At 46.7% G+C, this 26,357-nt stretch carries 29 protein-coding genes; 13 read left to right on the plus strand and 16 right to left on the minus strand.

Annotation, left to right across the window (positions count from 1 at the left end; genetic code table 11):
- Positions 1 to 480: 480 nt before the first annotated feature.
- The 5 genes from Q7V32_RS13110 to Q7V32_RS13130 form a co-directional block, all read right to left on the minus strand.
- Entirely contained in the window at positions 481 to 1,002 is a 522-nt protein-coding gene (locus Q7V32_RS13110) for a cytochrome P460 family protein (RefSeq protein WP_304897432.1), read from the minus strand.
- Between the two features lie 103 nt (positions 1,003 to 1,105).
- A complete protein-coding gene (gene yccX, locus Q7V32_RS13115; RefSeq protein WP_304897433.1) occupies positions 1,106 to 1,378 on the minus strand; it encodes an acylphosphatase in 273 nt (90 codons plus the stop codon).
- A complete protein-coding gene (gene rlmKL / locus Q7V32_RS13120; RefSeq protein ID WP_304897434.1) occupies positions 1,372 to 3,573 on the minus strand; it encodes a bifunctional 23S rRNA (guanine(2069)-N(7))-methyltransferase RlmK/23S rRNA (guanine(2445)-N(2))-methyltransferase RlmL in 2,202 nt (733 codons plus the stop codon). The genes yccX and rlmKL overlap by 7 nt, the downstream gene beginning before the upstream one ends.
- Positions 3,574 to 3,667: 94 nt before the next feature.
- Positions 3,668 to 4,147 (minus strand): FKBP-type peptidyl-prolyl cis-trans isomerase, encoded by a 480-nt coding sequence (locus Q7V32_RS13125; RefSeq protein WP_304897435.1) that lies wholly within the window; start codon positions 4,145 to 4,147, stop codon positions 3,668 to 3,670.
- Positions 4,148 to 4,185: 38 nt separating this feature from the next.
- On the minus strand, positions 4,186 to 4,839 hold the full coding sequence (locus tag Q7V32_RS13130; RefSeq protein WP_304897436.1) for a hypothetical protein: 654 nt from the start codon (positions 4,837 to 4,839) through the stop codon (positions 4,186 to 4,188).
- Positions 4,840 to 5,091: 252 nt separating this feature from the next.
- Here Q7V32_RS13130 and Q7V32_RS13135 point away from each other — a divergent pair, with 252 nt between their 5' ends.
- On the plus strand, positions 5,092 to 5,721 hold the full coding sequence (locus tag Q7V32_RS13135) for a PilZ domain-containing protein (protein WP_304897437.1): 630 nt from the start codon (positions 5,092 to 5,094) through the stop codon (positions 5,719 to 5,721).
- Here Q7V32_RS13135 and Q7V32_RS13140 read toward each other — a convergent pair whose 3' ends face one another.
- Positions 5,722 to 6,729 carry a glycosyl transferase family protein gene (locus Q7V32_RS13140; RefSeq protein ID WP_304897438.1) on the minus strand — a complete coding sequence of 336 codons (1,008 nt, stop codon included), beginning with the start codon at positions 6,727 to 6,729 and terminating at the stop codon, positions 5,722 to 5,724.
- A gap of 2 nt (positions 6,730 to 6,731) precedes the next feature.
- Positions 6,732 to 7,625, minus strand: a complete 894-nt coding sequence (gene cyoE, locus Q7V32_RS13145) for a heme o synthase (protein WP_304897439.1) — start codon at positions 7,623 to 7,625, stop codon at positions 6,732 to 6,734.
- A gap of 100 nt (positions 7,626 to 7,725) precedes the next feature.
- Here cyoE and Q7V32_RS13150 point away from each other — a divergent pair, with 100 nt between their 5' ends.
- Genes Q7V32_RS13150 through rsmD form a run of 3 tightly spaced genes read left to right on the plus strand, consistent with a single transcriptional unit; the run spans position 7,726 to position 10,953 of the window.
- A complete protein-coding gene (locus Q7V32_RS13150) occupies positions 7,726 to 9,087 on the plus strand; it encodes a pitrilysin family protein (protein ID WP_304897440.1) in 1,362 nt (453 codons plus the stop codon).
- Entirely contained in the window at positions 9,087 to 10,397 is a 1,311-nt protein-coding gene (locus Q7V32_RS13155) for a pitrilysin family protein (protein WP_304897441.1), read from the plus strand. The genes Q7V32_RS13150 and Q7V32_RS13155 overlap by 1 nt, the downstream gene beginning before the upstream one ends.
- Complete coding sequence (gene rsmD, locus Q7V32_RS13160; RefSeq protein WP_304897442.1) at positions 10,387 to 10,953, plus strand: 16S rRNA (guanine(966)-N(2))-methyltransferase RsmD; 567 nt, start codon at positions 10,387 to 10,389, stop codon at positions 10,951 to 10,953. Before Q7V32_RS13155 ends, rsmD begins: the two co-directional genes overlap by 11 nt.
- Before the next feature lie 214 nt (positions 10,954 to 11,167).
- Here the strand turns inward: rsmD and Q7V32_RS13165 are convergent, their stop codons facing one another.
- The 3 genes from Q7V32_RS13165 to Q7V32_RS13175 all read right to left on the minus strand — a co-directional run bounded on the left by Q7V32_RS13165 (position 11,168) and on the right by Q7V32_RS13175 (position 15,029).
- Entirely contained in the window at positions 11,168 to 12,418 is a 1,251-nt protein-coding gene (locus Q7V32_RS13165) for a hypothetical protein (protein ID WP_304897443.1), read from the minus strand.
- Between the two features lie 201 nt (positions 12,419 to 12,619).
- Positions 12,620 to 13,441: an alpha/beta hydrolase gene (locus Q7V32_RS13170; protein WP_304897444.1), complete on the minus strand. Its 822-nt coding sequence runs from the start codon at positions 13,439 to 13,441 to the stop codon at positions 12,620 to 12,622.
- 52 nt (positions 13,442 to 13,493) lie between these two features.
- Positions 13,494 to 15,029, minus strand: coding sequence for a methyl-accepting chemotaxis protein (locus tag Q7V32_RS13175; RefSeq protein WP_304897445.1), 1,536 nt, complete (start codon positions 15,027 to 15,029; stop codon positions 13,494 to 13,496).
- Positions 15,030 to 15,245: 216 nt separating this feature from the next.
- On the opposite strand from Q7V32_RS13175, the gene Q7V32_RS13180 reads away from it, so the two are divergent.
- From Q7V32_RS13180 to Q7V32_RS13210, 7 genes are all read left to right on the plus strand, one after another.
- Entirely contained in the window at positions 15,246 to 15,809 is a 564-nt protein-coding gene (locus Q7V32_RS13180) for a hypothetical protein (RefSeq protein WP_304897446.1), read from the plus strand.
- A 1-nt stretch (position 15,810) separates the two neighbouring features.
- On the plus strand, positions 15,811 to 16,275 hold the full coding sequence (locus Q7V32_RS13185) for an ATP/GTP-binding protein (RefSeq protein WP_304897447.1): 465 nt from the start codon (positions 15,811 to 15,813) through the stop codon (positions 16,273 to 16,275).
- Positions 16,275 to 16,910 (plus strand): hypothetical protein, encoded by a 636-nt coding sequence (locus Q7V32_RS13190; RefSeq protein WP_304897448.1) that lies wholly within the window; start codon positions 16,275 to 16,277, stop codon positions 16,908 to 16,910. Before Q7V32_RS13185 ends, Q7V32_RS13190 begins: the two co-directional genes overlap by 1 nt.
- Before the next feature lie 38 nt (positions 16,911 to 16,948).
- Positions 16,949 to 17,311, plus strand: a complete 363-nt coding sequence (locus Q7V32_RS13195; RefSeq protein ID WP_304897449.1) for a roadblock/LC7 domain-containing protein — start codon at positions 16,949 to 16,951, stop codon at positions 17,309 to 17,311.
- Positions 17,312 to 17,378: 67 nt separating this feature from the next.
- A complete protein-coding gene (locus Q7V32_RS13200) occupies positions 17,379 to 17,855 on the plus strand; it encodes a PAS domain-containing protein (protein ID WP_304897450.1) in 477 nt (158 codons plus the stop codon).
- Between the two features lie 17 nt (positions 17,856 to 17,872).
- Positions 17,873 to 18,619, plus strand: a complete 747-nt coding sequence (locus Q7V32_RS13205; protein ID WP_304897451.1) for a phosphate/phosphite/phosphonate ABC transporter substrate-binding protein — start codon at positions 17,873 to 17,875, stop codon at positions 18,617 to 18,619.
- A 666-nt stretch (positions 18,620 to 19,285) separates the two neighbouring features.
- Positions 19,286 to 20,293: a hypothetical protein gene (locus tag Q7V32_RS13210; RefSeq protein WP_304897452.1), complete on the plus strand. Its 1,008-nt coding sequence runs from the start codon at positions 19,286 to 19,288 to the stop codon at positions 20,291 to 20,293.
- Positions 20,294 to 20,410: 117 nt separating this feature from the next.
- On the opposite strand, the gene Q7V32_RS13215 is transcribed toward Q7V32_RS13210, so the two are convergent.
- The gene (locus tag Q7V32_RS13215; protein ID WP_304897453.1) at positions 20,411 to 20,944 is read right to left on the minus strand and encodes a transposase; all 534 of its coding nucleotides are present in this window, start codon (positions 20,942 to 20,944) and stop codon (positions 20,411 to 20,413) included.
- A gap of 160 nt (positions 20,945 to 21,104) precedes the next feature.
- On the opposite strand from Q7V32_RS13215, the gene Q7V32_RS13220 reads away from it, so the two are divergent.
- Complete coding sequence (locus tag Q7V32_RS13220) at positions 21,105 to 21,290, plus strand: YjfB family protein (RefSeq protein WP_304897454.1); 186 nt, start codon at positions 21,105 to 21,107, stop codon at positions 21,288 to 21,290.
- 254 nt (positions 21,291 to 21,544) lie between these two features.
- On the opposite strand, the gene Q7V32_RS13225 is transcribed toward Q7V32_RS13220, so the two are convergent.
- Genes Q7V32_RS13225 through mnmG form a run of 4 tightly spaced genes read right to left on the minus strand, consistent with a single transcriptional unit; the run spans position 21,545 to position 25,712 of the window.
- Positions 21,545 to 22,438 carry a ParB/RepB/Spo0J family partition protein gene (locus Q7V32_RS13225; RefSeq protein WP_304897487.1) on the minus strand — a complete coding sequence of 298 codons (894 nt, stop codon included), beginning with the start codon at positions 22,436 to 22,438 and terminating at the stop codon, positions 21,545 to 21,547.
- A 3-nt stretch (positions 22,439 to 22,441) separates the two neighbouring features.
- Entirely contained in the window at positions 22,442 to 23,209 is a 768-nt protein-coding gene (locus tag Q7V32_RS13230; protein WP_304897455.1) for a ParA family protein, read from the minus strand.
- Entirely contained in the window at positions 23,209 to 23,844 is a 636-nt protein-coding gene (gene rsmG / locus Q7V32_RS13235; protein WP_304897456.1) for a 16S rRNA (guanine(527)-N(7))-methyltransferase RsmG, read from the minus strand. Before rsmG ends, Q7V32_RS13230 begins: the two co-directional genes overlap by 1 nt.
- Entirely contained in the window at positions 23,844 to 25,712 is a 1,869-nt protein-coding gene (gene mnmG, locus Q7V32_RS13240) for a tRNA uridine-5-carboxymethylaminomethyl(34) synthesis enzyme MnmG (RefSeq protein WP_304897457.1), read from the minus strand. The genes rsmG and mnmG overlap by 1 nt, the downstream gene beginning before the upstream one ends.
- An 86-nt stretch (positions 25,713 to 25,798) precedes the next feature.
- Between mnmG and Q7V32_RS13245 the strand changes: the two genes are divergently transcribed.
- Positions 25,799 to 26,002: a hypothetical protein gene (locus tag Q7V32_RS13245; protein ID WP_304897458.1), complete on the plus strand. Its 204-nt coding sequence runs from the start codon at positions 25,799 to 25,801 to the stop codon at positions 26,000 to 26,002.
- A 10-nt stretch (positions 26,003 to 26,012) separates the two neighbouring features.
- Here the strand turns inward: Q7V32_RS13245 and Q7V32_RS13250 are convergent, their stop codons facing one another.
- Complete coding sequence (locus tag Q7V32_RS13250; protein WP_304897459.1) at positions 26,013 to 26,351, minus strand: TraR/DksA family transcriptional regulator; 339 nt, start codon at positions 26,349 to 26,351, stop codon at positions 26,013 to 26,015.
- Between the last annotated feature and the right edge of the window lie 6 nt (positions 26,352 to 26,357).

Here is a 26,357-nt window from a genome sequence, read left to right on the forward strand (position 1 = left end):
TTTACCAAGCGGGTAATCAATTCCGAAAGCTCTTCTGTAAACATGACGGACGGGGCAATGGCTTCTTTCATCTTTGTCGGCCTGAGGTATTTCGCAAAATCACCATTATGACGGGATTTTTATGCCTGCGGTATCCCTTACAAAGGTTTCGAGTTTATAGAAGCAATTCCCGGTTTGATGATAAAAAAGTGGGAGGTGTAAGCTTTGCGGGGGTGTCGGCAGCAGGGATGCTGCCGTCAAGCCTCATCGTTGGTAAACTTCGAGCTATCCTATCCATGGCGCCTGGATTTAGGCAATCCCTGCCCAAATGACGCGGTCGGCTAGGGAAAAAGAGTTAAAGCTGAAACATCTTCATAATCAAGCAGCGCTTTGGTCATGATTACACGAGGCATTCACCTAAGCATAAAAACAAAGCGTTTCCTTGGGGATAGGCTGCATTATGCTATCGCTAATGCACCGTGTGGCCCTGCCTTTTTTGAGTTAAGGCAGTTTGACCGGTCTGGTAAAAACAAAGTCTGAATTTTTTGCGGTGGTATGGCAACTGTGGCATTCAAGGTCAAACTGAGCATTTGTTCCGTAGGGTTTTTGATCCTTTCCTACCCAGCGTGCATAGCCCCAGCCATTATTAGCCTTAAATTTTTTGCTGTCTTTAAACATAAATTCAATATGTTCTTTATCGCCAGGAACTGTGGCTGCAGGCCAGAGCGGATGTTCGCTGTCCTTCCATACCAGTTTGGCCAGGATCGTGCCATCCGGCCATGGATGGGTTTGACCGTTTCGGGCCGCTTTTATCGCAACACTATTACCCAGTATCACTCTTAATGAGTTTTTATCGGTTCTATGCGAGACGCCTAAAACCGGCCAGTCCTTATAGTTTTTTGGAATCTGTAAGCCGTTAGGTGCAGCCTGATGACTCGTTTGTTCGCTCGCAACCGGTTGAGCAAATGCAAACATCAGCGCAGGTATCAGCCATGGAAAAAGCCGCTTGGATTTAACAGCCATAATGACTCCGTGTGTGAATGGTTAATTGAAATGCCGGTAGTTAAGGCTTCGGTGTTTAACTTTTAAGTACAAGCCCGAAAATCGGTAAGATGTGTCTGGCTGTTTAACTCACGTTGAAACCGGGAGGTATTGCTTCCCCGTTCAGTGACTCCGTTTCCACATGATCAACACGCGCAGTAATGGGCCCTTTGTAACACCACTTGATTAATTGATCAATGGCCTCTTCGGAGCCTGATGCAACGATTTCAACACGGCCATCGGAAAGATTTTTTGCATAACCGGTAATAGCGAGTTTCTTGGCTTTCTTTTGGGTAAAAGCCCGAAAATAAACGCCTTGCACCCGTCCTGAAACCAATATCCTGACTTGTTTTAGCATTTCTGAATTCTCCAGCAATAATGGATTTTTGGATTTCTGGCAAAATCTTCCGGCAGTGTTGCCGCTGATATATCTTCAATTACCAATCCCGAGAGCGCTTCTTGGTCCATTTTAAAACGTCGAAAGTTAGTAGAAAAATAGAGCACACCCGCCGGTGCCATAAGTGCTGCCGCATCTGAAATCAATTCTACATGATCGTTTTGAATATCGAATACATCCTCCATCCGTTTTGAGTTGGAAAATGTAGGAGGATCCAGGAATATGAGATCATATTGCCGTTTTTTATAAAGCCGGTCCGCTTCAGTCTGCAACCAGGTTTTACAGTCGGCCTGAATAATTTCGTGATTGCCTTTTATGCCATTCAAAGCCAGATTTTTCTGAGCCCAGTCAAGGTAGGTATTAGACATGTCCACTGTGGTCGTCGACTGAGCGCCGCCCATTGCCGCATGAACCGTAGCGCTCCCGGTGTAGGCAAACAGATTCAGAAAACGTTTGCCTTTAGCTTCCCGCTGAATTCTGGCGCGAATCGGCCGATGATCCAAAAATAAGCCCGTGTCCAGATAATCTTCAAAATTGACCAGGAGTTTACAACCGCCCTCTTCAATGACATGAAACCGGCCTTGATCCCCCTGCTTTTCATACTGATCCTTGTTTTGCTTTTTACGCCTGATTTTCAAGAAAACCTGATCAGCGGGAATCGAAAAGAGCTTGGGTATTTCTGCTATAACGCTGGCCAGACGCTGATCGGCTTTGTCGGGGTCTATCGTTTTTGGCGGTTCATATTCCTGAACATTGATCCAGGTTTTGTCGCCTTGATACAGGTCAACCGCGACAGCATATTCCGGCAAATCGGCATCATAAACGCGATAACACTGAATATTCTGCTGCTTTGCCCATTTCGCCAGTTTTTTCTGGTTTTTTTTGACCCGGTTGGCAAACATTTCAGCGCTGTTGTCGACTGATTCAGACGGCGTGTTTTGAGCAAGCTGAAGCAGCTTTTCTTCTCTGTTTTTGGGTTTCGGTATAAAGAACGCAGGCTCATCCACTGTGAGGCGCAACAGTGTGCATTCCAGGGCGCCATTATAAAGTGTGATAGGTTTTTGTGAGCGTATGCCCAGCCTGAAGCCAAGTTCCGAGTTGCTTATAATGAGGGCGACACGCCAGCCTTTAAATCGGCTTTTTAATATTTCGCCGAATTGACGGTAGAGTTCGGATGTCGAGTCCTCATCCCCCAAGCGCTCGCCATACGGAGGGTTGCACACCAGCAATCCCGGATTCCAGTCGGAGGCGGGTTCTGCATCTACGATGTCACGGCGTTCGACATGAATTTTTTGGCTCAATCCGGCGTTATCGATATGCGTCAATGCCGCATTGATACTTTGAGTGCTTTTATCAAAACCGACAATGACGGGCAGTTTTTCAATACCGGTGTTTCTGCGTAATTCGGCTTCACTGAGCAAATTTTGCCATAATGCGGCGTCATGTTTTTTCCAGCCTAAAAAGCCATAATGCGTTCTCAGCAGACCGGGAGCATAATCAGCGGCTATCATGGCGGCTTCGACCAGCAAGGTACCTGAGCCGCACATCGGGTCTATCAGTGTTCCATTTTGTTTGGCGATGTCGGGCCATCCTGCGCGCAGTAAGATAGCTGCGGCCAGATTTTCTTTTATCGGCGCTTTGACTTGAGTATCGCGATAGCCCCTTTTATGTAGACTTTCTCCGGAAAGATCCAGGCTCAATTGCGCGTTTTCGCCATTCAGATAGACATTGATGCGTATTGTCGGTTGTTCTGTGTCTATATCGGGGCGTTTATTGAATTTGGCTCGCATCTGGTCAACGATGGCATCCTTGACTTTAAGCGCGCCAAAGTGCGTGTTGTTGATAGCTTTAGAGTTTTTGGCGCTGAATGTCACAGCCATTGAATCGTCCGGTTTCATATGTTCGAACCAGTTGATTTTTTTTACGCCGTTATAAAGATCCTCCTGATTAAGGACAGGAAAAGTACTCAGTACCAGTAAAACCCGGTTGGCAATTCTTGACCACAGGCAGACCCGGTAAGCGGTTTCCAGTGAGCCTTCAAAGGCAACACCGGCAACGGTTAACTTGGCATCAGTAATACCTAATTGTTTAAGTTCCTCAGCTAGAATCTGCTCCATGGCTTTGGGTGTAGTGGCAAACAATTGAAACGTATTCATATGCTTGTGGAAGGGGCAATGGTTTGGGCAAAAAAAAGCTCAAGGTGAAGTTGATTGCCTTGCACCTTGAGCTTTTCTATAAGTAGTGAACCGCTTATTCGACTTTAATCAGTTCGATATCAAAAATCAAAGCGGAATTAGGACCGATTTTAGGGCCGGCTCCTCGGGTTCCGTAAGCTAATTCAGCAGGAATGTAGAAACGGTATTTTGCTCCTTCTTTCATCAGTTGAACGCCTTCAGTCCAGCCTGCAATCACTCTGTTTAGCGGGAAAGTAGCAGGAGCACCGCGGCTGTATGAACTATCAAACTCAGTGCCATCAATGGTAGTGCCTTTATAATGAACAGTGACACTGTCAGTTGCAGCGGGTGATGCGCCTGAGCCTTCAGTGACTATCTCATATTGCAAACCGCTAGTGGTTGTTTTTATGGCGGGGTTTTTGGCATTTTCGGCTAGAAACGCGATGCCTGCCGCTTTATTTTCTTCCGGTGTGGTTGCGTTGGCTATGGAAAACACAGTAAATCCTATCAGTATGGCGGCAAAAATCGAAAAAGCGCGGGTATAAAGTTTACTCACGGATTCTCCTTTCTAATTGTAATGGAGCGCATAGTCTATCAAAAAAACCACGATGTGCCTTTTAAATCATTTTGACAATGTGACATTTGTTTAAGGTACATCTGAGATCGCCCCGCAACTTTATCTGCTACATTCAATAACCATTTTTTGCGTAAATAAGTTTTGCGTCTAAAACCGCCATGGCCTTCGTGATATGCCAGATAAAGCTGTTTTGCGTCCCCTAGAGGAATACTCAGTCGGGTGTGGCTGATATGGTTATACCAACCTACAAAATCCGTTGCGTCAGCAAAATTACTGCGGCTGGCAAACAAACGGCCGGTATGTTTTTTATAATCATCCCAAGTTCCGTCCAGTACCTGCGCGTAACCATACGCGCTAGTTGGCCTGAACCAGGGAATAAAGCCTAGAAGTCGGGTTCTAGGTGGCTGTGCGTCTGCCACAAAACGAGACTCTTGATAAATGAAAGCCATTTGAACCGGAATCGGTGTGCCCCATTTTTTATGGGTTTTGCGGGTGCTTTTAAGCCAATCAGGCTTTTCAATAAAGGTTGAACAGATATTATCGGGGTTTTTGGGCGGCGAAGATGTGCAGGCGGATAAGGCAAAAACAGATAAAAGTAGTAGACTATATTTCAACTTGATTAAAATCCATGAAGCAGGAAATTGTAGTGCGGGTGAATGGTTGTTATTCATAACGTGTAGCCAAATAATCCTCAGCTAAGACAGGCGACAAAGCCGGATAATCAACTAGAATAATGATTCGAACTTTATATTGGGTTTAAAACTCCGGTTTCTCAGTTAGAAAACAGAGATTAAGCGGCCGAATGGGCAAGTTCAATGAGTGTAATGCTTAAGTGTCTCGTATTACCGGTTTTTAGATTGCTCTGATCGCCGTGTCTATGATGCCACCAAAATCTGACGTACCCAAGAGATGCAAGGTAATTTATGTCATACGAAAAACGTTTTTATCGAAAAAAATTAACCTCACACGGTTTTATTTATCTTGGCGGCGAAGAGTATGAGATTACGCTGAGCAATATCTCCATTACCGGTATGCTGGCTGAACTTGCTACCAAAGAGCCGGAACACAAAGTCGCTGAATTATTTGAGATGATCAAAATGAAGCCGTTGGCTGATGTTTACCTGCATGAGATGCGATTGGCTGGAGAAGTTGAGATTGTCAGATCAGATATTATTGACGGGCATTTGTATCTGGCTATGGAGTTTCGGACAATCGAACATGACATTGATAATTTGTTTTACGAAAGACAAGTTTACCGGAAAAGCATGTCAGCGCCCGGGCTTATTATTTTGAATGGTGAGCGCTGCCATTTTATGACGGTTAATGTATCAGTAGACGGTTTAATGATTCGTTTGCCGCAGCACATCCTGGTTGATGAGGGTACTGTGGCTGCATTCGATTTTAAACGCCTGGATATGCTGGGTGAAGTTAAAGTGGTGTGGGTCAAGCACCAGGATGGCGAGACCTTGATGGGGCTGGAGTATATTTACCTGGAAAAAACCTTTGTTAAAGGGGTTCCGCGATTTGCCCGGCCAAGATCGAGTAACGTTTAGTTAAAACCTTTGTTTATTTCTGTTGTTCCAATAATCATGCGCCAGGGCATAAGCGTCCTCCTGAGTATCTCCCTTGCCCAGCAATCTTAATGCAACAGCGGCTGTGCCTGTCACCGCTGCCTCGGCATATTCATCATTGAGTTGTCCTCGCCAAAACAAAACTAATTGCTGAGGGTCAAGATCATCCGGTTTCATATGACGGCGCTGAAATAACGCAGGCCACAGTTCATCAGATAAAACGCCTTCGTGGACGCTTTGAACCAGGCAATCGCCATCAGGATTTCGCTCTACTTCTCCGCCTTCCCCTTTAAAAACCGACACATGCGGCTGATTGAGCAATAAAGCCGCTTCCTGATGAACCTGGCGGTAACCGGGATGAAAAATGCCCTGGATACTGTAAGCGGCATTGAAAGGGTTGAGCAGGCGGACCAGGGTATGAACCGGTGACCGTAAGCCCATAATGCGGCGCAGTTCAATGATTTCAAAAAGCTGCGGACAAAAATGTTCCAGTGACAAATAGCTGAATTTATTTGAAAGCAGCTGTTGTTGCGCTTCCTGCATAGAGGTGGCCGCCTCAATACCTAAATAGCGTAAGACGTTTTGAGTATAAATTCGGCCATTTGTGTGCCCGCCTGCACCATGCATAAAAACGCTGACGCCATTTTCGGCAAGCAGCAATGCGGATAAAAGGAACCAGGGTAAGTGCCGCCGTTTACCGGCGTAGGACGACCAGTCCAGGTCAGCGGGTGATGTGTCCTGCGGCAGAGTAAACGAATCGCGTGCTGCGTGAACAAATCCTGCGAGTTCCTCGCGCGTTTCTTCTTTAACCCGCATTAACATCAAAAAAGCGCCCAGTTGAGAAGGCAGCACTTCACCGGCCATGATCATGTGCATGGCCTGATAAGCTTCATCAAGGGTCAGTGCCCGCGTGCCTTTTTTACCTTTACCCAGAATGCGGATAAACGGTGCGAAAGGATGTTCTTCTTTGTCGAAAGCTTGCATCGGCATCGTTAGATCGCTCTGAGCATGGGTACATAATGATCGACAAGAAGCCCGGCAAACATCAGCGTAATGTAAACGATGGAATAAACAAACGTTCGGATCGCGGTTTTGTCGTCTTTGGTACGCATCATCAACAGTGCAAAATAGATGAAACCCAGCCCCAACGGAACGGCAAAGCCCAGATAAATAAGCCCGCTCATGCCCGTCAAATAGGGTAGTAAGGTGACAATCAGCAAAAGGATGGTATACAACAAAATCTGAAGGCGAGTGAATTCCAGGGTATGCGTAACCGGCAGCATCGGGATATTGACCAGCGCATATTTTTCTCTTTTTGCGATTGCCAGCGGCCAAAAATGGGGGGGCGTCCAAACAAAAATGATCAAGACCAACAGCAGGGCATAAGGGTGTATCTCGTTGGTAATGGCGCACCAGCCCAATAAAGGAGGGGTCGCACCGAATGCGCCGCCGATCACTATATTTTGCGGCGTCATTCTTTTGAGATAGCGCGTGTAGATGATCGCATAGCCGAACATGGATAAAAAGGTTAGCACCGCTGTAAGCACGTTGACCCACACCAATAAGACGACCATTGACGCGACACCTAGAATGGCAGCAAAAATCAACACCTGATTAGGTTGTAAAAAAACTTGGGGTAATGGTCGCTGAGGGTTAAGTTTTATATCAATTTCACGGTCAATGAAATGATTGACCGCTGCAGCGGATGAGGCGGCCAAGGCAATGCCGATGATGCCCCAAAAGGCTAAATCCAGAGGTGGTAAACCGGGCACCGCCAACAACATGCCGACAATTGCAGTAAAAAGCATTTCTGCAACAACATTGGGCTTGCAAAGGACCAGATAACTTTTCCAGAGCGGTGGCTGAATTATGGTCTTGCTATTCATTTTTTAATCAATCTCAACGAGGTCATTTTGAAATAGAATACAGTGAACTATTGATTAATGAAATAGTCGGAAGCGCTAACATTTCTACAAAGAGGACGTTATGAAATATGTAAAAATCCTGGGGCTCATGCTGGTCATAGGCGCATCATCAGTGAATGCGGAAACCAAAGTACACGAACATCAGCTTAAAAACGGCTTAAAAATTCTGGTCAAAGAGGATCATCGCTCACCGGTAGTGGTTTCCCAAGTCTGGTACAAGGTAGGTTCCAGCTATGAACCCAACGGTATTACCGGAATATCACACATGCTTGAGCACATGATGTTCAAAGGTACCGACAAACTGCAACCCGGTGAATTTTCGCGGATCATAGCGGCCAATGGCGGTAATGAAAATGCATTTACCGGTAGAGATTACACGGCTTATTTTCAAACCATGGAAAAATCGCGCCTGCCAGTGAGTTTTGAACTGGAAGCCGATCGTATGCGCAATCTGAATTTGCTGGATGAAGAGTTGAAAAAGGAATTGCAAGTCGTCTATGAAGAACGCAGGATGCGCACGGACGATAATCCGAGGGCCAAGACGCAGGAACACTTTACCGCGATGGCCTATTCCAACAGTCCCTATAAAAATCCGATTATCGGCTGGCCGTCCGATATCGAAAATTATACGATTGAAGATTTAAAAGCCTGGTATCAGCGCTGGTATGCCCCTAACAATGCGACCTTGGTGGTTGTTGGCGATGTTGAGCCTAAAGCCGTTTTCAGTCTGGCCGAAAAATATTTTGGCGAACTCAAACCCAGTGAAATTGTAGCCATTAAGCCGCAACAGGAAGTTCCCCAATTGGGCATCAGAAGAATGGTGGTCAAAGTTCCTGCCAAGCTTCCCTATTTGGTGATGGGCTATAAAGTGCCGGTGCTAAAGACCTCCGAGCATGAATGGGAAGCTTACGCACTGGAAGTCATGGCCGGCATTTTAGACGGTGGTAGTAGCGCACGATTGGAAACCAATCTGGTCAGAGGCAAACAATTGGCTGTATCGGTGGGTGCCGGTTACGGACTGGCCTCACGATTGGATGAGTTGTTCATGCTGGAAGGAACTCCGGTTCAAGGAAAAACCGCTAATGATTTAGAAGTTGCTTTGAAAGAAGAAATTGAAAAGCTGAAATATGAGCTGGTAAAACAAGACGAATTACAACGAATCAAAGCTCAGGTCTTGGCGAACGCAATTTACGAACGCGATTCCATGTTTTATCAAGGCATGCAAATGGGGATGCTGGAAACTGTTGGATTAGGCTGGCAAAAAGAGAAAGAGTACGTCAAGAAAGTCAGTGAGGTTACTGCAGAACAAGTGCGGGAAGTGGCTCAAAAATACTTTAAGGATGATTCGTTAAGCGTCGCTTACCTTGATCCTCAACCCATTGCCGAACAGAAAACTGAAAAAACCAATGAGGGAGCCAACTGATGCGTATTTTTTTACTGTTAGTATTGATGGCAATCAGTCCGCTGAACTGGGCTGCTGCAAAAATTGAAACATGGCAGACTCCTAAGGGCAGCCGCGTATTTTACATTTATGCGCAGGATTTGCCGATGGCGGATATACGCATTACCTTCGATGCCGGAAGCGCCCGAGATGGAGCGCAGCATGGACTCGCCGCCTTAACTTCGGGTTTACTCGATACAGGAGCCGGTAAATGGAGCGCAGACGAACTGGCGCAGCGGTTTGAAAGCGTCGGCGCCAATTTCGGAACCAGCGTGTCCAGAGATACCGCTTCATTATCGCTGCGTACATTGACCGATCCGCCTTTGTTCGATAAGGCGGTTGAAACGATGAAAACAATTTTGACCCAACCCGTCTTTAATCAGGCTGATTTTGACCGAGAAAAAAATCGTACATTGGCGGCCTTAAAACACCGGGAGTCATCACCTTCGGCTTTAGCTGACTTAACCTTTAATAAAGTCGTTTACGGTGATCATCCCTACGCACATTCATCTGCCGGTGAAATTGAAACCGTTACCGCCTTGACTGCGGACGATCTTAAGAAGTTTTACAAGCAATATTACGTTTCCGCTAATGCCTTGGTCGTGATTGTCGGGGATTTAACAAAAAAACAAGCTGCCAAAACTGCAGAAGATTTATTGGCTGAGTTGCCTGCAGGACAAAAACCGGCCGATATTCCGGAAGTCAGTTTGCCTGCAAATGCCAAGCTGCAGCATATTGAATTTCCTTCCACGCAAACCCATGTCTTGTCAGGAATACCTGGCATGCACAGAAAAGACGAGGATTATTTTGCGCTGTACGTAGGTAATCATATTCTGGGTGGCGGTGGTTTAGTCTCCCGGTTGTTTGAGGAAGTCAGGGAAAAACGCGGTTTGGCTTACAGTGCATCCAGCTCATTTGCACCGATGTTTAGAAAAGGGGCTTTCAGCATGGGACTGCAAACCCGTAATGATCAAACTCAACAAGCCTTGGATGTCATGACGCAAACACTGGCGGATTTTATTGAGACAGGGCCGACAGAAGCTGAGCTTGAAGCGGCCAAGAAAAATTTAACCGGCGGATTTGTAATGCGCTTTGACACCAACAGCAAACTGGCCGGTTATGCGGAAATGATTGGTTTTTATGGCTTGCCGCTGGATTATCTGGATACTTTTCCCGAAAAAGTCCTGGCGTTGACGGTTAACGACATTAAAGATGCTTTCAAGCGCCGCGTTGACCCCAAGTTACTGCAAACCGTGACGGTCGGAGAAGCCGTCAAGCTGCGTGAAAAATAAAATTAGAATCATTGGCGGTGAGTGGCGTAGCCGCCAAATAACGTTTATCGACGCGCCGGGGCTTAGACCGACTCCCGGCCGAGTTAGAGAAACACTTTTCAACTGGTTGCATTACGATATACCCGGTAGCCGCTGCCTCGATCTTTTCGCCGGCAGCGGTGCTCTGGGTTTTGAGGCAGCCTCCAGAGGTGCTTCACTGGTGGTTCAGGTCGAGCATAATCAGGAAGCCTGCCGGCAATTGCATGAAAATTGTGTTCATTTGGGAGCGAATCAGATCAAAGTAATCAACAGTGATGTTTTCCGTTTTTTAGCGGGCAATTCCGAACCCTTCAGCGTGGTTTTTCTTGATCCGCCTTTTTCTAAAAATCTGGCACTGCAAACCTGTCAATGGCTGGAAGATAAAAACTGGTTGACGAAAACGGCCAAAATCTATGTAGAGACCGAGGCTGATCTGGTGCTAAATGGATTGCCTGACAATTGGCGTCAGCTCAAACAAAAGAAAGCAGGTGAAGTGGGTTATCAGCTGTTTGAACGGACAAGCGTCTTATCAATTTAGAAAAATTGTAATTACTCGCCCGCTTTCAATTGAGGGTGTAGGTATTTGATTTCAAACGACGCGTGATACGTCTCTGTCGCACTCTGCAACAGTCTTGTTGCAGAGGCCTTTTTCAATAAATCACTTACGCCCAATAAAATGGACGGGTGAGCAGATGCGAAAATTATTTGGTCCAGCAGAGTTAAGACCAGGCTAAAGCCTGTTCTTTACTCGACTAACTGCGGTTGACCGGTAAAGCCAGGATGCGGCGTTCGATTTCATTCATCATTTGCTGATAGGCCTTTCCTTGCGTGCCGCCATACCGGCGCATAAACTCGGCTTCCGAGATAAATTCAGGCAAGTCGGATGTCTTCGGCATAATATCGCTTTCAGCTCCCGTTGCCAGTAGCGATTGTACCTGCCTTGCCTGCTGTTCGCCGGCGACAGCCAGCTCGCCCATGAGCGTTCCTGCTCTATCGGCGGCAATATCGATAAACGAAAAGCCGCTGCCGCCTTTCGAATCCTCAATTTCCTTGTATAACCCAACAGCATCCGCCAAGGGCGTACCGGCATAAGCAGCCAATAGTGCAGAAACCAGGTAATGCTTGGTCAGGTCTTCACGGTTCTGGAGCTTTACCGATCTCCAATTAGGACGTGACCAGGTTTTGCTTTGTGAAATGAGTTTGCTTAAATTCTTCTGGTTAGCATAAAAAGCGAGTACCAATATGACTGCCCGGTTTTCCTTTACGGCCTCGCCGTTTTGACTGCGCTCTTTAGCCTCGCTAAACAGGGGTTGCATTAAGTCCGTTAAGTTAATGGGAGGACGGCTTTTTTGTGTCAATTCGGCCAAACGCCTTTGATAAAACTCAATTTGACTCAGCTCCTGCGGGGAAAGCAATATGCCGCTTAACCGGGCCGGCAAGTCAGTTCGCCATTGATACGTGATGACCAACTGCCGGGGTTCGAACCTGATATTCCTGACGGTTTTGTTAAATTCTTGCCAATCAAATAAGGTTTGGCTATTCGCCAATAGATAGTTGACCACGTTATTCGCTAAAACGGCAGGGATCGGTAAGTCGCCTAGCTGCAAACGTTCAATCAGCGGCAGTTTCTGGGTTTGTTTGATTTCGAGCTTAACATTGATAAAACGGCCAAACGGATTGGCGGGTAATGTTACTGTGGCTTCTACAATAGCCCTGCCTTTTTCGATCACCAGGCCCGCAACAGCCTGGGCATATTGATTCGCAAAATAATTGACGGCCAAATCCAGTTCTTCCTGTCTTAGCCTGGCCATGACAACCGCGCCAGACCTTAATCTGCGAGGATCGTTCATTTGAATGAGCTGTTTTACTCTGGCGATCCGCGCCGGCGTCATATCGGCCTGTTTTTTTAGTTTAGGTTCATCTTCCAATGCCAGGATAAGTAAGCCGGATAAAAGGATAGGTAAAAAAAGGACAGGCAATACGATCAATTTTATTAAGTTCATGCTTAGCGTTATGCCTTGGATTTATCGGGAATTTGGAATTATTGAACACAAAATGGCAAGTATAACGTTATGTTTCTATGTTGCCTGTTTGAACTGTGATTATCCGGAAACTCATGCATCCCAATAAAGTCCTGGCCGAAGCTTGGTTGAGAACTTTTTGAAGGGGGTTGAAAGACTGAAAAAGCGGCTAAGAATAGGCGATTAAAGAAATACCTCTTTTTCTCCCGCCACAAAATGCATGACCTCTTGCCACCAGGGTAAATTGGGTGACAGAGGCAGGCTGTTATGGCCTGCATTTTTGAATGTCCAGAGCCGCTTGTGATGGGGTAGTGAGTTGAACAGTTTTAAGCTGTTTTTATTGGGGATGATTTGATCATCTTCAGCCATTAAAACCGCAGTATTCCCTGAGTAATCATGCAAATTATTAAGCGTATTGAACTTGTCGCGGATTAACCATTTGGCCAGAAGAAACCAGTAATGGTGTTGGGCAACATTGGCCAGACTGTCAAACGGCGTCATTAATACAATACCTTTAATGGGCACTTGACCTGACTTTACAATGGCTCCGACGACCCCGCTGCCAAGCGATTCGCCCCACAAAAAAACCGGGCCGCCAAAGTCGGCTAGTGCCATTTTTACGGTTTCAAGGCCATTAGCGAGCAATGCCGGTTCAGAGGGAGCTCCCTCTCTGGCGCCATAGCCCGGATACTCTGCCACAATGACACGGTAATCCAGCTTTTCCAGCGCGTCAAAATAATAACTACGGTCTAGTGCAGAGCCCGCATTGCCGTGAAAGACGATGACTGTACCTTTATAGTTTGGATTAAGTGATTTGGACATCAGCCCGAGATACGTGTCAGCTGACGGCCAACGTTTCAGATTTAGCTGATCTGCCAACTCTTGCTGCTTGATGGTTGAATGCTTTTCGGGGAAATATACAAGATTGCGTTGTAACAAAAACACCGCAAGGAGCAGCAGCAGATAAGGCAGCAGAATCGAGAGCATTCGTTTGATGACCGTCATTGGGATTGGATCGATTGAAAATTATAAATTTTTTATTCCCCCGCTCCTACGATTACTCAATTTTTAAAAAAGCAACGGCTTGTTGAAGTTGCTCGGCCTGACCGTTCAGTTCCTCTGCGGTTGCCGCCAGTTGTTCGGAGGCCGCGGCATTCTGTTGAGTCGCATTATCCAGTTGCCGCATAGCCTCATTGATTTGACTGATTCCACTGGACTGTTCAGTGGATGCGGCGGTGATTTCTTGTACTAAATCAGATGTTTTGACGATACTTGGCACCACGTTATTAATCATCAAACCTGCTTTTTCCGCAATGGAGACACTGTTTATGGCCAGCTCATTGATATCCTGAGCGGTTATTCGGCTGCTTTCAGCCAGTTTTCTGACTTCAGCAGCAACGACAGCAAAGCCTTTACCGTGCTCACCGGCTGAAGCCGCTTCAATCGCAGCATTCAGAGACAGTAGATTGGTTTTATAGGCAATATCCTCGATTTGGCCAATTTTTTTGGCAATATTTTTCATCGCGCTTACCGTTTCGTTAACCGCTTCACCTCCTTGTTTTGCTTCACTCGCGGATTGGCTGGATATTTTTTCAGTTGCCATGGCATTTTCAGCGTTCTGCTGAACCGAGGACTGCAGCTGTTCAATGGATGCTGAGGTTTCCTCTACGCTGGCAGCTTGTTCGGTGGCCGCCTGACTCATTCCTTGTGCGGTAGCGCTGACTTGTTGTGATGCGCTAGATAGATTATCGGAACCGGATCGGACTTCGGTAACAACCCTGCTGAGCTGGTCGCACATGTTACGGAGCGATTCGCCTAATTGACCCACTTCATCCTGACTATGAATATCGATAGCTACACTTAAATCGCCCTCAGCCACTTGCCCGACAATATCCACTATTGTGTTTAATGGTCCGGTAATACGCCTGGATATCCATAATGAGATGAATAATCCCAGGAAGGCCATGATGGCTACGCCTATCATCAGGCCGATGAATTGCTCATTCATCAAATTAGCCCGTTCCATTTCAGCTTTGGCGACATCCTGCTGCAAGTGCAACAATAGTCTTTCATTGTCGGTAGCGGTTTTAAACAGCGGTAACGCTGTTTTTACCATATGCAGCGCGGCAGCTTCAAAATCTTCTTTTTCCAGTAAATTCAGTGCTTCCAATAAACCTTTCTTAACAAAGGCTTCACGGGTCACTGAAAATTCGGTAGCTAAGCGCTTCTCTTCCGGTGTCATTTCTGAAGCCGTATAGGTTTGCCAGATTGCGCTGATCTTTTCAATATTGTCTTTTACAGTTTGAATATGACGGTCGATATGATGGGTTGCCTCGTGTGCTTTTGAAACTGGCACTACCGGATCATGCTGAATAGCCAGCAGCACCTCTCGGATATTGGCATTCATCAAATCCATGATTTCCCCCAGGTGAAGCGACGGAACCAATCGATCCGTATAAACGGTTTGCAGCGATGCCCGCATGGCATTGTAACCATAGAGGGCAACGCTTCCTGTCAACAGAATCAACAGCATGAGAAGACCTGTAGACAACATGATTTTGCGGGCAATTTTTAAATTACTAAACCAATTCATTGCAGATTCCTTTTGTGCTTATTATGAGAGGTATACAAATGAACAAGTATAGGTGGCAACAGAAATCTCTGCGATTGGGATTTTTTGATCTGTTAATGAATTCCTGATGGCAAACTTATTTCCTCGCGGATTCAAAAAACCGGTGAAAACGGATGAGATGATTGCTGCGTTGGGCATGGCCAAAAAAAGCCTTGATTAAACCGGCGGGCTTGGCAAATGATCATCAAAAAAGCGCCCTATCTTCCGAGCCGCTTAACTTACAAGGAGGTGGAGGTGGTCCCTGCTGCGAAAATACAGAGCTTAAAAATATACCCTCATTCCAGCCCAAACAACAGTTCCAAGCATCAAACCGCGGTGCAAATGACCGAGGCGTCATTCAATACTTATATTGGTAGTGTCTCTGGCTTGGACGTCAATGACCCTGCGCAATTTGCGCAGGCCACCTATAACCCGGATGAATATTTTCTAGGGGGTATTTTATCTGCGGTTAAAACCGGCATCGAAAAACAGGAGATGCTGACGTTTGACTTCGGTTGGAAGCCACTCATTTTGTTGCCTAAAACCCATGAAATTTGGGTCGATGCGGACGAAAAGCAGATCAGAGCCTTTGCCGGTCTAAAGCAAAAAGAAGCACATCATGCCCATTTTTCGTTTAAGCCTTTTACCGTTGATCCGGATGCTTTAACGCTGGCGCCGGAAAAACTTCACAGCATTGACGCTTTCGTCTGGAAATTGGCCGGTTGGCGCAGGCAAAACAACCGCAATCAATTCCATCAGTGATGTGCCGCCAATAAAAACGGATGCTGCCGCCAGCGACATGACCAAGGCCAGAAAGTCGTCAACCACCGTAGCCATGGACTACGGCCTGATCCATTTGGCAGGGGGCGAAAAAATTCATTTGTATGGCACGCCAGGCCAGGAACGCTTTGATTTTATGTGGGATATTTTGGTCACCGGCGGTATCGGACTTATTTTGCTGTTGGATAATACCCGCAGTGACCCTTTTCAGGATATGAAGTTCTTTCTGGACGCGTTTGACAAATTTATCGGCGAAACCGGAGTAGCAATCGGTGTTACACAAATGGATATCAGTGCGACCCCAACTATCGACGATTACCATCTGCAACTTAAAGTGCTGGGTATCACGCCACCGGTTTTTGCAGTCGATGCCCGAGTAAAAAACGATGTATCCCTTTTGGTGCAATCGTTGCTGTTTACGCTGGATCCCGGATTAGAGGAAGAATAATGAATCAGTACACGCTGAATCAGGGGCTTTATCTTTACCCAACCCCCGCCGGTGCCTACGCTACGGTATCGACCAAAGAAGCTGATCGGGCACGGCAGTTTCTTAGAAATTTGCAGTTACAACGGCAGACACCGGAATTGACAGGTGAAATACTGGCGCAGCTGATGGAGTTGGACGAAGAGGCAAAATGCCTGGATCAGCTTTATCACTGTCAAAAACTGGGTTGGATACAAGGGCTGAAAGAGCCGCTGACTTATCCTGATGGTGCTTTGGAAGAAATTTTGCCGGGTTTTCTCGGGCCACTTTCAGAAAAAGGCAAAGTGTTGCTGGCCGACCAGCAAGGATTTTATCTTGTAACTCAGGGTTTCCCGCATGAGGTCGCTGAAGAACTGTCCGCATTAAGTGCGGAAATTGCGACGGTACACGAACGCCGGTCCGGTCTTTTATTGAATAACATGGGGCTGGGCAGTCATGCCTGGTCAGTGGTTGATTCGTTTGGCAACAGTCAGGTCGGTTTTTGGCCTTTATTTATCGGTAAAAACCGTTTTGTTGTGGCTGTTTCCGGGATTCCGCATTTTAACCAGCCTGAATTTGTGTCGTTAGTGTGGGCGTTAACCATTCGTTACGCGAATTAACAGACAATTTTAATTTAACGACTTTGAGGAAAAACATTATGCGAGCAGATATGTTGACATTTGTTTTAACAGACTTAAACGGGACATCGGGCGATATAGAAGCATCCGGTGTCATTTCAACCGATGGCTTAATGATCGCTTCGGTATTACCGGCAGGGATGGACGAAGACAGAGTGGGTGCAATGAGTGCCGCCATGTTGTCCTTGGGTGACAGAACCGCGCAGGAATTGGCCAGAGGTACATTAGAGCAAGTATTAATCAAAGGCGCTAAAGGTTATGTATTGATGACTTATGCCGGCGATGAGGCTGTTTTAACCGTTCTTGCCAAACCCAATGCCAAACTGGGACTGATTTTTCTTGATGTAAAAAGGGCAGCGAGCAGCATTGCCGAATTATTGTAAACACAAAATTCTTGCTGCAAATTGATCTTGAATGGCTCTGCTGAAAACGGCACAGGAGAATATTTCCATGATTAACGATATGAAGCCCGAAGATATCATCGGTGATTACAAGGAAGTCATGCTTGATTTATACGGCGGCATCAAAAGGTTATGTTTGTATTCAGAGGTGGAGACGCCCTACCCTGACGGAAAACTGATAGTCTCGACCACCGACACCAATGGCATTATCACGCACGTCAATCAGTCTTTTGTTGAAATGTCAGGCTATACGGAAGCGGAGTTGATCAATGCGCCACACTCAATTTTAAGGCATCCCGATATTCCCGCAGCGGCGTTTAAAGATTTATGGGACACGGTATTGAGAGGCGAAAAGTGGCAAGGCTTTGTAAAAAACCTGCGTAAAGACGGCGGCTATTATTGGGTTAAGGCAACGGTCATTCCCAATATCCGGAAAGGACAAATAGTCGGTTATACCTCCGTCCGGCGAAAGCCCTCGCGCTCCAAAGTGGAAGAATGTATCAAACTATACCCTACTCTGATGTAACAGAACGGAGCGCCCTTATGACTTTTAGGCTTACGGTTAGTCCTGATTTTACCCCTGATCATCTTCCCGGCTGGTACATCTTTAATACCTGGCTGCAGAAACAGCTGGGAGAGGGCATCCATCTTGAAATGTACAACAGCTTTCAGGCGCAACATGAGGCGATTGTTAAAGATCAGATTGACTTGATCTATGCCAATCCATTTGATGCGGCAATGCTGGTGCGGGAAAGGGGTTTTCTGCCGCTGGTCAAAGCCCACGGCTTATCCGACGAAGCCATAATTGCCGTCAACGCCGAAAGTCCTGCTAAGGATGTCGCCGATTTGGCGCCGGGTACCCGAGTAGCGGCCACCGAAGACCCGGATGTACGATTAATGGGCATGATTATGCTGGAGCCTGCCGATTTGACCAGCAGCAATATCGACTTACATCTCTGCGACACCTATGTTTTAGTGGCTAAAAAATTATTGAGAGGCGAAGCGGATGCCGGTATTTTTTTAGCGGAAGCGTTTGATGATTTGTCCGGAATGATCAAAAAGCAGCTTAAAGTGCTGGTACATAGTCAAATAGGCGTGATTCAACATGTTTTGATGGTTGGCCCCAGACTGACTGATCGCCGTGACGAACTACGTGATTTACTGTTAGCCATGCCTTCGGATGAAAAAGGACAGGACGTATTAAACAATTTGGGCTTTGATGCGTTAATCAACGTCGAAGACGAAGAGATGGAATTTATGATTGATTTAATGGATACCCTTAATACTTAATATCAACAACTGGCCCAAGCCTAAACTATCGGCACAATCGGATTCATTTTGCACCGGCGCTGGTTATTTAGGGATGTGGTTTCAAGAGAAAAACGCGAAGGATGCGGTTCGTGCCTCACCGTATCCTTCGGCTCATAGATTTAATTTGTTCGGAATAGATGTTCGTCAAGCAGAGCTTGAGGGTAGGCATTCCCAAGCAGGAGCTTGGGAACGAGATATTGAACCGGTGGGTTTCGTGGTCGCGAGGTCCGAGAGTATGGTTAAGTTTTGGGCAGCAGGTACGCTGTCCATGACTTAGGATTCGGTCATAAATAACTTCCCTATTTTATGTAGGTCTCGGTTGCTCGATGGCAGGTGTCGGCGACATGGAGCTGCCGTAAAGCCGACACGGACTTATTCACGGCGTCCTGTCAGACGATCCACCGAACCCCACACACAGTCAAGCTTGTGGAGGTTATTTTGTGCTTATTCCTAAGCTTCAACTCAAACGCCTGACTTAAGGATGCGGTAACGGTCAACATGACAACCTAAAATTTCACCTATTGGCTCAGTTTGGATGAGATACGGAATGGAAAAACACTGCAGTTCAAAAATTTAGTGTTGCAACCCAGGTTTCGCGGTAGATATACTGTTAACAGCTTAATAACTTGTTAGCTGCGAAAAGAAATGGAAGTTTCAACTAGACCTGTTTACCTTTCCTTGAATGGAATACCGACGAATACGCCAAGTAATCCTGATCAGATCTATTTTATTCGCGAGCCACAGGGTACTTGGGTCCCCTTTAGAGGCAACCTTCTACACGATATCGAGCGAGAATGCGTACAGATTCATGATGCATTTGCAGTATCAATATTCGGCGATCTAAGTTTGTACTACGAATTCTTGAAGATCTGCCCACCATTCGTTTATGAGGCGGGGATGAATTCAGAGTCTCGCCTTTCTAAAGGTCAGTTCGAACAGCTTCTAGGTAAATTAGGTCGCAAAGAGGTTAATATGGCCCTCTACCTATTTGATTGCCGCAAACTGGTCAGTGGAATCCAAGAATGCAGCAAGGAAGTGATTCAGCTACAAGGTGAGTTTTACCGAGCTTTGAACCTTGATGAGTTCTTCTTGATGCCGTCAGAAATGGAAGAAAATGGAATAAGGTGGATGACGTCTCCTGTAGTGACAAACCTCCATGCCACCCTTGGGTTTATGTATATCCGTCTGCACAGCTTGCTTGATTACATTACGAAGCTTGGCATTGAGATAGAGAAGATAAAGACCGACTTTTCCGCCTACCCGCGTTTGGCATCAAAGAAAGTGCAGTTTGGGGATCGAAAACAAATTTCTATCGAAGGGACGAAAGACACGCTCTTTGAGGACTGCATGCTTGTCCGGGAAATCGAGTCCGTCCGAAACCATGTGATACATGACGGATTGCTTGATGATATGCCGAAGGCATATAAGGTTACAGAAAATGGAATTGTTATAGAAAAGTTCATCCTTTTTCCGGATCAAAGCACCGAGGGACGTTTAATGTCGTTTAAGAATCGATGTTTATTTTATAGTTGTGACGAAAAGATCAATTTGCGTCTTCCGCATGTGGTAAGCGAGTTTCAACGGCGCGAAATAGTCACACTTCGAATGCTACTCAAGATATTGCAGCAAAACACCGGTGATTCGGTGTCTTAAAGATGGCTAACTATCACGTGAACTAGGCCGGCCGGAAGCCGCGCCAGTTACACGACTCGTTGTCTCGTTCCCAAGCTCCAGCTTGGGAATGCCTACCTTCAAGCTCTGCTTGGTATTTTAATGCAGCAAAACAACAGGTAACAAAGCGTCTTGCCCTGCATAAGCCCGAGCACTTGAATAACGCCAATGTTCTGGCAAGTCCACATAACCCCGTTTGACAGGATTGTTATGAATGTAGGCTAATCGCTGCATCAGCATAGTGTCATTACTCATTTCTTCCGGATGTGACCCTTCTTGCCAGAACTGATAGTGGCTTTCGGTTTTGTGTTTGCGTTTGTAATACGCAAAATAACTCAGCAAGGTTGTTGCTTTGCGTTGTTCTAATAAATCGAGAATCTGTCTTGCAGTAAATGATTTGAATTGTTGGATGCGCTTGCTGTGCTGACTACCGCTTGCAATAAAATGCAAGTGATTTTCCAAGATCACATAGGCATGGAGTCTGAAATCGGTGTTTTCCTGCAACCAAATGAAGCTATCGAACAATAGTTGCACACTTTCCGGCCGGGTGAAAACGGGCTGCCAACCAGCAACCGTCAAGGTGTGGAAGTAAGGATAGGCTTCGTTCAGAATTTTATAGCGGCTACGACCCATATTTTAATTTGCACAGAAAACAGCTGTTCGACAAGCTGAGCTTGAGGGTAGGCATTCCCAATCTGGAGCTTGGTAACGAGATATCAAAAGAGTGACTGTGTTTTTTGCTGTGTATGCCGATAACCGTATCAGTCTGATTAACGCTTAAAAGGAGATTGCCATGCTTGATTCTGTTTCATCCATTACATCACTCGCAACACTAATGTCAGTTCAAAAAACGGGGCAGCAAGTTCAGCTTGCTGTGTTGAATAAAGCACAAGATATCCAGGAGCAACAAGGGGAGGCGGTTTTACAATTATTGGAATCTGCTTCAATACCTGCTCAAAGTATCGATGTGCATGCTTGAATAGACCTCCGCAATATTCTATTTGTTAGGTAATTCGCAAATCCAGCGAGGTAGCATGCGGTGAGGCACGAATCGCATCTGTCGCGTTTGATGCGGTTCCTATTCTCAACGCAGCCTATGGCCCATAGCTTTAATTTGCTCAGAAACAGATGTTCATCAAGCTGAGCTTGAGGGTAGGCATTCCCAAGCTGGAGCTTGGGAAAGAGATATTCGTATTTCCGCTGATCTCGTTAGCTGTTTATCCAGCCAAACAGCTATTCTTGCCCTATCAATAATTCTTCTTTTCTGCCCAGCTGTTCAATGATGCCGTCCAGTTGATCCAGGCTGGAATAGGAAATGACCAGTTTGCCTGAACCGTTTTTCTTTTGATTGATGGCAACCTGAGCCCCCAGTTTGGCGGTCAGGTCGTCTTGTAAGTTGAGAATATCGCGATCGGGTGTTTGAGCGGATTTTTTCTCGGTGGCATTTTGAATGTCTTTTACCAGGCGCTCTGCAGCCCTGACACTCAAGCCCTGCCGAGCAATTTTATGTGCGGCGGCCACCTGTTCTGCGCCATCCAATGCAAGCAAAGCTCGGGCATGGCCCATTTCCAGGGCTTTACTGCTCAAAAGCTTTTTGACTTCCGGGTGCAAATCCATCAGGCGCAATAAATTGGTGATGGTGGTTCTCGATTTGCCGACCGCATCGCCTATCTGTTGGTGAGTGAGCGAGAATTCGTCCAGCAGTCTTTTAAGCGCTTCCGATTCTTCCAGAGGGTTTAAATCTTCTCTCTGGATATTTTCAATCAAGGCGATGGCCATTGCTGAACGGTCATCAATCTCTCTGACAATGACCGGAATATCCTGTAAGCCTGCGATTTGTGCGGCGCGCCAGCGGCGTTCTCCGGCGACGATTTCGTATTGATTTTCACCCGTTTTGCGCAAAACTACCGGCTGTATAACGCCTTGGGATTTGATTGAATCGGCCAGTTCCTGCAGTTTTTCCGGATCAATGTCTTTTCTGGGTTGATATTTTCCGCGCCGCAACCACTCAATCGGTAGCGATTGAATGGCGTTTGATTTTTCCTGAGAGGCAGTATGATTGGATGCGGGCATTTCACCCAATAACGCATCCAAACCCCGGCCAAGACCGCGTTTTTTAATCATAATCGCTTATTCTTCCTTCTCTTTTCGAATGAGTTCGCCTGCCAGTGCAATATAAGCGACGGCGCCGCGTGATGCTTTGTCATACATAATGACCGGTAATCCGTGGCTTGGCGCTTCCGCCAACCGAATATTTCTGGGAATACAGGTGCGGAACACTTTGTCTTTAAAATATTCCAGCAATTGATCCGATACATCTTTGGTCAGGCGACTGCGATTGTCAAACATTGTTCTGAGTATGCCTTCCAGGTGTAATCCGGGGTTGACGGTCTGAATGTTTCTCAGTGTCGACATCAGTGCCGATAAGCCTTCCAGTGAATAATATTCGCATTGCATGGGAATGAGCACGCTGTGCGCCGCCACCATGGCATTTAGCGTTAGCATGTTCAAGGCCGGAGGGCAATCAATCAGAATGTAGTCAAACTGATCTTTGATCGGTTCCAGTGCTACGGCCAACCGTCTTTCGCGGTTTTCTGCGCTCATCAACTGAACTTCGGCAGCCGTCAGATCGGAATTGCCGGGGATGATTGAAAAACCGCATTGCTTTTGTTCAATGATGGTTTCGCTTACGGGTATTTTGTCCAATAACAAATTGCAGCTGGAATAAGCCACATGTTCTTTGTCGACGCCGCAGCCCATAGCGGCATTGCCTTGCGGATCGATATCAACCAGCAGGACTTTTCGTTGTGCCATGGCCAGCGCGGCAGCCAAATTGACGCTGGTGGTTGTTTTACCGACCCCGCCTTTTTGATTTGTAATAGCAATTATTTTTCCCACTAGAGGACCTCTGCATGTGTGGCCGTTTCAATTTGAACCAGGCATCGCTCGGCCGCAAGCCCCGGTACTACCAGCGGTATTACCTTTGTCTTGGCTTTGACGGCGGCCAGTTCCTGTTCAGGATGCTGGCCTTTCATGGCCAGCAAGACCCCATCATCAGCCAATAAATGAGCAGTCAATGAAATCATTTCGGATAAGTGTGTAAACGCGCGAGTAATGACACAATCAAACCTTTCTTCAGGCTGATAGTCTTCGACCCGGCTCTGGTGGATAGAGACATTTTTTAGCTTGAGTTCCAGTATCGCCTGTTGCACGAAACGGGTTTTCTTGGCGTTACTATCCAATAACGTAAAATGGTATTCAGGCAAGCAAATGGCCAAGGGCAGTCCCGGTAAGCCCGCTCCTGTCCCGCAATCGATGATGCGCGAGCCTTTGACATAAGGAAGGACGGACAGGCTATCGAGCAAATGCAGGGTAACCATTTCATCCTTGTTTCTGATGGAGGTCAGATTATAGGCCTTATTCCATTTTTCTATCAGTTGAATAAATGCTAATAACAGATCGATTTGCTGTTCGCTGATTGACAAGCCCAGTTGATCGAGGCCTGAAACAAGGTTTTTCCGACAAGGCTCCATCAGGCGCTTTTCTTTTTAAGATGGACTAATAACAACGAAATCGCTGCCGGGGTGATGCCGGGAATGCGCGAAGCCTGGCCTAGCGTTTCCGGTTGCTGCCTGATCAGTTTTTCGCTGACTTCGTTGGACAGTCCGGAGACGCCTTTGTAATCCAGGCTTTTGGGTAGCTGCAAATGATCGTAACGCCGGGCCCGGTTGATTTCTGTTTGCTGCCTGTCGATATACCCGGCATATTTGGCTTTTATCGCAACCTGTTCCGAGACTTGCTCGTCAATGTCGCCCAGTTCCAGGAAGCTTAGTAATTGCTGGATTTCAACTTCAGGCCGTCGCAGCAAGTCCATCAGATTGGCTTCGCGCAGTAGCGGCTTATTCCAGAAAGCTTCCGCTTGCCGGCCTGCTTCCGTGTCCGGTCTGATCCATTTTTTGGACAGATCAGCCTGCAGGGTATCAATAGCTTGTCGTTTGATTTCGAATGCCATCCAGCGGCCATCGTCTACCAAGCCTAATTCGCGGCCTTTCTCAGTCAACCTGAGGTCGGCATTGTCTTCTCTTAGTAACAGGCGGTATTCGGCGCGGCTGGTAAACATCCGGTACGGCTCTTGCGTGCCGCGTGTAATCAGGTCATCGATCATGACGCCCATGTAAGCTTCATCGCGTCCGGGACACCAGGCTTCAAGGTCTTTGGTTAAGCGTGCCGCGTTCAAGCCTGCGATCAAGCCTTGAGCTGCGGCTTCTTCATAGCCCGTGGTGCCATTGATTTGGCCGGCAAAAAACAAACCATCCAGATGTTTGGTTTCGAGAGAGCTTTTCAGGTCTCTTGGATCAAAAAAGTCATATTCAATGGCATAACCCGGACGAATGATTTCGGCATTTTCAAAACCGATCATGGAGCGAACCAGCGCATATTGAACGTCAAAAGGCAGACTTGTCGAGATGCCATTCGGATAGACTTCGTTGGTATTAAGTCCTTCCGGTTCAACGAAAATCTGATGTGAATCTCGATCGGCAAAACGCACGACTTTGTCTTCTATCGACGGACAGTAACGGGGACCAATGCCTTCAATAATGCCGCTGTACATCGGCGAACGATCCAGACCCGAGCGGATAATGTCGTGAGTCTGGTTATTCGTCCGGGTGATATAGCAGGGAATCTGGGCTGGGTGTTGGTCGCGTCTGCCCAGGAAAGAAAATACCGGGACAGGATCGTCGCCGTGTTGCTTTTCGAGTTTGCTGTAATCGATGGTCAGTCCGTCGATGCGCGGAGGTGTGCCTGTTTTTAGGCGATCAACACGAAACGGCAATTCCCGAAGGCGCTCTGACAGCGCAATGGACGCAGCATCGCCGGCACGGCCGCCGGCATAGTTTTGTAAGCCGATATGAATTTTTCCACCTAAAAACGTACCGGCGGTCAATACGACAGCACCCGCATGAAAACTGAGCCCCATTTGGGTGATCACGCCAACCACGCGGTTATCTTCGACAATCAAGTCGGAAACGGTTTGCTGAAACAACGCCAGATTGGGTTGATTCTCCAGTGCCTTTCGTATGGCAAGTCGGTAAAGGTTTCGGTCTGCCTGGGCGCGTGTGGCTCTGACCGCGGGTCCCTTGCTGGCATTGAGGATACGGAATTGAATGCCCGACTCGTCGATAGCGCGGGCCATGATGCCGCCTAACGCGTCGATTTCCTTGACCAAATGTCCTTTGCCTATACCGCCTATGGCAGGATTACAACTCATTTGTCCCAAAGTTTCGAGATTTTGAGTCAGCAATAAGGTTTGGGCACCGGTACGCGCAGCAGCCAGAGCGGCTTCTGTTCCGGCATGTCCGCCACCTACCACAACTACATCGAATTTTTTATTGAATTTCACAAGCGTCTTACGGTCAGATAAAATGTTATTTTAATTTGTAACGACTGGTTATCCAAGAAATCCTTTATCTATCAGGAGTATCCCCGATGAAAAAATGCAAGAAAACCCCGCAAACCGGCAAAGAGGTGGTTTTGAACTTAGTCGCCAAACATGCGCGAACGTTTAATAAAGCCCATGTCTTTCGGGATAAAACCAAGTATTGCCGCAAAGCCAAATATAAAAATCAGGAGCCTTTACCCATAGCAAGCGAGGTTATCGGTAAAGGCTTCTCTCATTCGTCGCAAGCTTAATTACACGGTTTTATTCTTCGGCTTTTTCAGCACAACGGACGCATAAACGAGCAAACGGCAGTATTTCCAGACGCGCTTTAGAGATAGGTTCTCCACATACCTCGCAATTTCCATAGTGTCCATGTTCAAGCTTTGCTATTGCGCGTTTGACTTGATCAATTTCAGCACGGGTTGAATTGCCGAGATAATCTAACACTTCATCATTTTCAACTTGTATCGCTTGTTCTTCTGAATCTTTGGCTAAAGGTTCTTGTGTATGTTTAACGTCATCGGTAATTCTTGCCAAACGATCATCAAGTTCTTCCAGCATATCGATTAATGTTGAGCGAATATCGTCGGATTCTGTCACTGGGGC

It is taken from the genome of Methylicorpusculum sp. (assembly GCF_030651835.1).
GTDB lineage: Bacteria > Pseudomonadota > Gammaproteobacteria > Methylococcales > Methylomonadaceae > Methylicorpusculum.

Coding starts and splice junctions, on each gene's coding strand:
- Q7V32_RS13110 (WP_304897432.1), bottom strand. CDS start 1,002: ATGGCTGTTAAATCCAAGCGGCTTTTTCCATGGCTGATACCTGCGCTG.
- yccX (WP_304897433.1), bottom strand. CDS start 1,378: ATGCTAAAACAAGTCAGGATATTGGTTTCAGGACGGGTGCAAGGCGTT.
- rlmKL (WP_304897434.1), bottom strand. CDS start 3,573: ATGAATACGTTTCAATTGTTTGCCACTACACCCAAAGCCATGGAGCAG.
- Q7V32_RS13130 (WP_304897436.1), bottom strand. CDS start 4,839: ATGAATAACAACCATTCACCCGCACTACAATTTCCTGCTTCATGGATT.
- Q7V32_RS13135 (WP_304897437.1), top strand. CDS start 5,092: ATGTCATACGAAAAACGTTTTTATCGAAAAAAATTAACCTCACACGGT.
- Q7V32_RS13140 (WP_304897438.1), bottom strand. CDS start 6,729: ATGCCGATGCAAGCTTTCGACAAAGAAGAACATCCTTTCGCACCGTTT.
- cyoE (WP_304897439.1), bottom strand. CDS start 7,625: ATGAATAGCAAGACCATAATTCAGCCACCGCTCTGGAAAAGTTATCTG.
- Q7V32_RS13150 (WP_304897440.1), top strand. CDS start 7,726: ATGAAATATGTAAAAATCCTGGGGCTCATGCTGGTCATAGGCGCATCA.
- Q7V32_RS13155 (WP_304897441.1), top strand. CDS start 9,087: ATGCGTATTTTTTTACTGTTAGTATTGATGGCAATCAGTCCGCTGAAC.
- Q7V32_RS13165 (WP_304897443.1), bottom strand. CDS start 12,418: ATGAACTTAATAAAATTGATCGTATTGCCTGTCCTTTTTTTACCTATC.
- Q7V32_RS13170 (WP_304897444.1), bottom strand. CDS start 13,441: ATGACGGTCATCAAACGAATGCTCTCGATTCTGCTGCCTTATCTGCTG.
- Q7V32_RS13175 (WP_304897445.1), bottom strand. CDS start 15,029: ATGAATTGGTTTAGTAATTTAAAAATTGCCCGCAAAATCATGTTGTCT.
- Q7V32_RS13180 (WP_304897446.1), top strand. CDS start 15,246: ATGATCATCAAAAAAGCGCCCTATCTTCCGAGCCGCTTAACTTACAAG.
- Q7V32_RS13190 (WP_304897448.1), top strand. CDS start 16,275: ATGAATCAGTACACGCTGAATCAGGGGCTTTATCTTTACCCAACCCCC.
- Q7V32_RS13195 (WP_304897449.1), top strand. CDS start 16,949: ATGCGAGCAGATATGTTGACATTTGTTTTAACAGACTTAAACGGGACA.
- Q7V32_RS13200 (WP_304897450.1), top strand. CDS start 17,379: ATGATTAACGATATGAAGCCCGAAGATATCATCGGTGATTACAAGGAA.
- Q7V32_RS13205 (WP_304897451.1), top strand. CDS start 17,873: ATGACTTTTAGGCTTACGGTTAGTCCTGATTTTACCCCTGATCATCTT.
- Q7V32_RS13210 (WP_304897452.1), top strand. CDS start 19,286: ATGGAAGTTTCAACTAGACCTGTTTACCTTTCCTTGAATGGAATACCG.
- Q7V32_RS13215 (WP_304897453.1), bottom strand. CDS start 20,944: ATGGGTCGTAGCCGCTATAAAATTCTGAACGAAGCCTATCCTTACTTC.
- Q7V32_RS13220 (WP_304897454.1), top strand. CDS start 21,105: ATGCTTGATTCTGTTTCATCCATTACATCACTCGCAACACTAATGTCA.
- rsmG (WP_304897456.1), bottom strand. CDS start 23,844: ATGGAGCCTTGTCGGAAAAACCTTGTTTCAGGCCTCGATCAACTGGGC.
- Q7V32_RS13245 (WP_304897458.1), top strand. CDS start 25,799: ATGAAAAAATGCAAGAAAACCCCGCAAACCGGCAAAGAGGTGGTTTTG.